The sequence below is a fragment of the Candidatus Coatesbacteria bacterium genome, assembly GCA_014728225.1.
Classification (GTDB): domain Bacteria; phylum RBG-13-66-14; class RBG-13-66-14; order RBG-13-66-14; family RBG-13-66-14; genus WJLX01.
Genome location: WJLX01000010.1, coordinates 1 through 5974 on the forward strand (window position 1 = coordinate 1; position 5974 = coordinate 5974).

The 5974-nt window shown below is 65.7% G+C and carries 4 protein-coding genes and 1 tRNA gene; 1 reads left to right on the top strand and 4 read right to left on the bottom strand.

What is annotated here, in order from left to right; genetic code table 11:
• From glyS to GF399_00875, 4 genes are all read right to left on the bottom strand, one after another.
• Nucleotides 1-1463: glycine--tRNA ligase subunit beta (gene glyS, locus GF399_00860; protein MBD3398864.1), on the bottom strand; the 1463-nt coding region annotated here is incomplete at its 3' end.
• 575 nt (nucleotides 1464-2038) lie between these two features.
• Nucleotides 2039-2935, bottom strand: a complete 897-nt coding sequence (locus GF399_00865; protein ID MBD3398865.1) for a glycine--tRNA ligase subunit alpha — start codon at nucleotides 2933-2935, stop codon at nucleotides 2039-2041.
• 162 nt (nucleotides 2936-3097) lie between these two features.
• A complete protein-coding gene (locus tag GF399_00870) occupies nucleotides 3098-4258 on the bottom strand; it encodes a hypothetical protein (protein ID MBD3398866.1) in 1161 nt (386 codons plus the stop codon).
• A 554-nt stretch (nucleotides 4259-4812) separates the two neighbouring features.
• Nucleotides 4813-4888, bottom strand: a tRNA-Phe gene (locus GF399_00875).
• 252 nt (nucleotides 4889-5140) lie between these two features.
• Between GF399_00875 and GF399_00880 the strand changes: the two genes are divergently transcribed.
• On the top strand, nucleotides 5141-5974 hold an 834-nt coding region (locus GF399_00880), incomplete at its 3' end, for a hypothetical protein (protein ID MBD3398867.1).

The following is a 5974-nucleotide window of genomic DNA, read 5'->3' on the forward strand; positions in this document are numbered from 1 at the left end:
GCCAGGGTGTCCAGCTTGTCCAGCAGGGCCAGCAGGCAGCCGACGGCGCTCTGCGGCAGCTCGTCGTCCCGGCCGGAAAAGCCCTGGGGACGGTACTGCTCGGCGATCGCCGCGACGACGGGTTCCGGCTCGCCCAGCAGCCGGGCCAGCTCACCGCCGATGACGCCCTGGAGACTGGTGAATTCGATTACCAGCGGGGTCAGCAGGTCCTGTTTGGCCAGGTCGACCGCCCGTTCGAGGTGATCGCAGATCGTCGAGTCCGCCGCGCAGACCCCGTCGACATTGGCGATGGCCGTCAGTTGGAGCAGACGCTCGCGCTTGTCGGCGTAGCTGCCCAGGCCGCGGATGAAGCGCAGGCCGTCCAGTTGCGGGGTCAGCTCCTCGAGAGGGGTCCGGCGGGCCTCCTCCCAGAAATAACCGGCGTCGGTCAACCGGGCCCGCAGTACGCGCTCGTGACCGGCGACGACGCCGACGGCGTTACGGTCCCCGCCGTCGCGGACGGCGATGAAGCGCGGCAGCAGCTCGCCGGCGGCGTTGCGGACGTCAAAATACTTCTGATACTCGCGCAGGGTGGAGACGACGACGGCCTCGGGCAGCTCGAGGAAGCGCTCCTCGAAGGACCCGGCCAGGCAGTGCGGATGCTCGACCATATTGCAGACGTCTAGGAGCAGGTCCCCGTCGAAGCCCGCGGCGCCGAGTTTTTCCAGCTCGGTGCTCAGCTTCCGCTCCAACTCCCGGTAGCGGGCGCCGCAGTGGACGGTTCGACCCTCGTCGTCCACCGTCGTATCGTCGACGAGAACGCCGTGTGCGGCGCAGGCGGCGGTGTAGGCCTCCAGGTCGGCGTCGGCCAGCTCGAAGCCGCCGGGGGCCAGGAAGCGCTGGCCGCGGCTGCTGCGGTCGCTGGACACGCCAGCGATTTCCAACTCGACGACCGCGGCGCCGTAGAGGGCGACCAACCAGCGGATCGGCCGCAGGAACTCCGTCCGCCGCTCGCCCCAGCGCATCGCCTTGGGCAGGGGCAGCTCCTCAACCACCGACGCCAGCAGCTCGGGCAGCAGCTCCGCCGTCGCCGCGCCCCCCGTGGTGATCTCGACCTGCACCCGTTGGCCCTTGGGGGTGTCGACGGTCTGCAGGTCGGCCTCGGTGCAGCCGAACTTGGCGGCGAAGGACAGGGCGGCTTTGGTCGGATTGCCCTCGCCGTCGTAGGCCACGTGCAGCGGCGGACCCGTCTTGACCTCCCGGGCCGCGGGCTGTCGCTCGGCGAGGCCGCTCACGTGGAGGGTCAGCCGCCGCGGGCTACCCAGGGTGGTCACGGCGCCGTGTTCGAGGTCCAGCCGCTCGAGCTGCCGCCGGGCTGTGGCGGCCAGGTCGGCCAGGGCCGGGGTCAGAAAGCGGCTGGGCAGGTCCTCGACGCCGATCTCGAACAGCAGATCGCGGGCGGACTGGAGGTCGCTGTCGGTCATCGGTGAAATCCAGGGTTCGGGAGCGGTTGACTTTTACCGGCGGGCAGGATCGGCGCCGCCGAATACTGAGGGGTGCATTCCAGGGTTAAGGTCCGAGTTGACAATGGACCCGCGGGCGGAACTGCGGAACCCCCGGTTCGTTTCTGAGAATAACTATCAGCAGCTATTAAGCGGCCGCTTGCCGGGAAGCGCTCCAGTCGCGGGGTTCGGCAACCGGCGGGACATCCAGGCTTTAATGAGCAAAACAACTGCGGCTCCAGCCGGCGTGTCCGTCGCCGGTGCCGGGTTGTCCAACGGCGGATGGTGGCGGAGCTAGTTCACCTTGCCCGGTTGTTGCAGCTTCCCGCCACCAGGCCCAGCTCCGGGTCCCGGGCCCGGAGACCTCGGCTGACACTGTCGTCTACTGAAACCGTAGCTTGGTCCAGCGCCCGGCTTTGGCACGTTTCTTGCGGAGTGCGAACCCGAATCGGCGAATAACCAACCCCGCCCTGCTGCAAGAAACGTGCCAAAGCCGGGCGCGATAAGCCGAGATCATCCCAAGCGCTCTGTCCAGTCAGCCGAGGTCTCCGGCGGGGCTAGGCCGGTTGTTGCAGCTTCCCCGCCACCAGGCCCAGTTCCGGGTTTTCCTCCAACTTGGTCAGATAGGCCCTGGCGCAGCGAGCGGCCAGCTTGCGCAGCCGTCCCAGGTAGCGCGCCCGCTCGGCCACGCCGACGGCGCCCCGGGCGTCGAGGATGTTGAACAGGTGGGTGGCGTAGCTCATGTTGTCGAAGGCCGGATAGACCAGCGGCTCGTCGCGGTCCAGCAGCCGGGCGGTTTCGAGTTCGAGTTCGTTGAACTGCCGGGCGGCCAGCTCGCTATCGGCGACCTCGTAGCAGTAGACGCTCTGCTCGTACTCGGCCAGGCGCCTCATCCGTCCCAGGGGTACCTCGTCGCTCCAGGGCAGGGAGAAACCGTCATCGACGCCGTTGATGTACATCAGCAGGCGTTCGAGGCCGTAGGTCAGCTCGACGCTGACGGGCTGGAGCTCGACGCCGGCCATCTGCTGGAAGTAGGTGAATTGGGTGATCTCCATCCCGTCGAGCAGGACCTGCCAGCCGGTGCCCCAGGCCCCCAGGGAGGGCGATTCCCAGTTGTCCTCGTCGAACTTGACGTCGTGGTCCAGCGGCTCGATGCCCACGGCGCGCAGGGATTCCAGGTAGATGTTCTGGATGTCGTCGGGCGAGGGTTTGAGGATCACCTGGAGCTGGTGGTGCTGGTAGAAGCGGTGGGGGTTCTCGGCGTAGCGGCCGTCGTCGGGTCGGCGGCTGGGTTCGACGTAGGCGGTGCGCCAGGGATGGGGTCCCAGGACGCCGAAGAAGGTCAGCGGGTTGGCGGTGCCGGCGCCGGTGGGGAAGTCGAAGCCCAGACCGACCAGGCAGCCCTGGTCGTTCCAGAAACGGCTGAAGCGGTGGATGAGCTCCTGCAGGGTCATGGCTGCTCCGCGGTCCGGTGGATCAGGTTGTGTTCATCGGCGGGATTGTAAAGGTCCACGTCAGGTGTGTCAACCGGCCCCGCCGGCGGGGCTTCCGGGGCGGGTTCGCAAAACCGGCCCCGCGGGGCCGGTTTTGCGGCGTTTGAGACGGTACGGACTTGCTCAGTCCTCATCTAGCGAGGAGTAGGGCATGCGCTTGCCGGCCAGGACCCGGGAATAGGTGGCGCCCGTTTCCTCGTCCTCGACCATATCGATGGCCTTGAAGTAGTACTGTGGCGAGTCATAGGTGTGGTATATCAGCCAGCCCGAGGTACTCTCACCGGGTTGGATGGTGAACTCGTCGGGCAGGAATTCCCGGGGAATGGTCTTGCGGCGTTCGAACTCCGAGGTGATCGGCTCGTCGTAGCCCGTGGTCATCGTCTTGTAGAGTCGCAGCATCGAAGGGTCCTCGAGGGTGATCGTCACCGGGTCCGGAGAGATGTTGGTCAACTGGACGTTGACGAACATGAACATCCGGCGTTCGCCGGCGGGCATCTTGCCCTCGTCCGTGGTCTCGATCTCCTCGAGATACTCGGAGCCGAGGACGGCCAGGTCGACGGGGCTGTCCTCGGCGATGTGGCTGGGGATGTCCAGGTAGGCCCGGGCGTTTTTCTGGGAGGCGTAGTAGTCGATGACCTCGACCTGGAACTGGTCGGGGTAGAGCAGATACTGCCGTTTGGTGATCGTCTCCTCGCGGACGTCGTCCTCCATTACCCAGCGGTACTGGTCCCAGGGGCCCTCCTCGGGGTCCCAGTCTTCCGGCGGCTCGGGCAGGTTGACGGTGTAGGCGTCGATGACGACCCGGCCGACATCGACGGTCAGTTCCTTTTCGAGGTCGGCCTGGACCTCGGCCAGCAACGCCTGGGCGTCCTCGTAGTATTCGCCGCCGTCGATCTTGGTCAGCAGGGTCTCGGCGCTGAGCAGGCCGCGGTCGCCGCGCTCGTAATCATCCTCGGCCATCTTGAACCAGCAGTCGTTGATCTTGCTGAAGATGCGCGGGTTGGAGAGATCATTCTCCTCGAGTGTATCCAGGAGTTCGTCGAGGCTGATCTCGGGGATTTCGCCCTCAGCCGTTTCAGGCAGGTCCAGCTCCGAGCCGTATTCCTTAATCAAGGCGATACGGTATTCTTCCAGGGCTTCTTCATATTTTCCCTGCTCGTAGAGCTGATCCCCGGCGCCCCGGTGACCCTCGGTCTTGTCCAGGCTGAGGATATACACCAGGAACAGGGAGGCGCAGAAAAGGACCAGGGTGATGATGACATTCCAATAACGCTTGATGCCCAAAGAGGCCTCCTTACGGTGGGACCGCAGCAACGGCGTTCGGGTTACCAGGAAGGGGCTGTCCGGCGAGGAGAGAGGTTGTGGATCGTGTCGGTTCCGCTTCGCGGGGGGCGGGAGAGCGTAACGCTTCGGCCGACGCCGAGGGATGCAACTGCAATCCGGCCTTTAAGATCCGGCCGGAAAGCCGTCGGCGAGCCGCGAAGACGGATTTGCCACGGGGGGATGTAGTGTCAACGCTGGTATTATAGCCCGGAGAGGGGCAATAAATCAAACCCTCGACGCCGCAAGATAGCGGAATAATCGCGACGTAATGCCTGTCGAAACGGCGGACTCGGAACGTTTCTTTCTTGGGCGGCGATGCCGGTCAGCGGAGGGTATCGGGCCTTCTGGAGCGCTTCTTCGCCGACGATAACCCGGGGCGGATCGGCTGCTGTTCGGTGGGAACCAGGAAGGCGTTCGGCAGAGGGGATCGTGAATAAAAAAAGACTCCCGGCGGGGAGGGCTTGTTCACTCGGCTGTCCGGGTGGCCGTCGGCTCGTCCGGCGGGAGTGCTGGACTGGTGGCGGGGCGCGGAATTGAACCGCGGACACGCGGATTTTCAATCCGCTGCTCTACCGACTGAGCTACCCCGCCACGCTGCAAGCGTCTACTTTGCTTGGGAACGGAGCGCTAGTTTAGCAGCTTCGAGGTGGGTCGTCAAGACATAAGGCGGCGGACGGCACATCGAGGTCCAACGCGGCCCGCGAATCAGACTGCTGGAGTGCGCTGCGGGGGGGGCTCGAGACATGCGGAAAAACGTTCACGAGCGTCTTGCCCTTCCGGGAGCCAGCTTGTAAACTGGAACCCGGCCAACTATTGCATCAACCTAATTGGGGGGAGCCGTTAGTGGCACGCATTAAACTACGTTGGCGCCTGTCGGCCGTCACCGCCGGTATCGTCTTGCTGTTGTCCGGAGGGCTGGCCGTGGTCTTGCTCGTCACCGCGGGCGACGCCCTCGGTGAGCAGGCCCGAGCGGGGCTGGTGTTGGCCGGGGAGGCCATCCTGGCCGCGACCACGCAAGATGGGCTGCCGTCGGTGCGGGAGGGGTTGGAGGAATCGCCGACCCTGGAGGGCGTCTACCTGTTCCAGGGGGAGCGACTGCTCGATACGGCGGGGCGGCGGCGTACTCCGCCCGACCTGGAGCCCGGCGAGGTCGTCGAGCGCGACGGTTCGCTCTGGCTGAGCGTCGCCGACGATGACAAGCGGCTCGTACTGGCCGTCGACGCCGAATATCTCAACGGTGCTTCGACTTCGCACATCCTGCCGGCCGCGGGGCTGGTCCTCGGACTCGCCCTGCTGGTCTTCCTGGTTACGTATCTGTCGACGGGAGCCTATCAACAGGGGCTGGAGGAGCTGGGACGGGGTTTCGAGCGTCTGGGACGGGGCGAATTGTCCTACCGGATGCACAGCTCCGATCCGCCCGGCCTGGTGCCGGTTTACAAGAGCTTCAACAGGGCGGCCGACTACCTGGAAAAATCCCAGGCCGAGCGGGCGGAGAAGGAGCGTTTGGTCAGGGAGCTCCAGTTGGCCCACGAGCTACAGGAGCGCCTGCTGCCGTCGGGCACGCCGGATTACGAGGGCTTGCGGGCGGCGGGCGTCTGCCAGCCGGCCGATTTCGTCGGCGGGGATTACTACGATTTCATCCCCATCGACGACCGCCGGTTGGGCGTGGTGATCGCC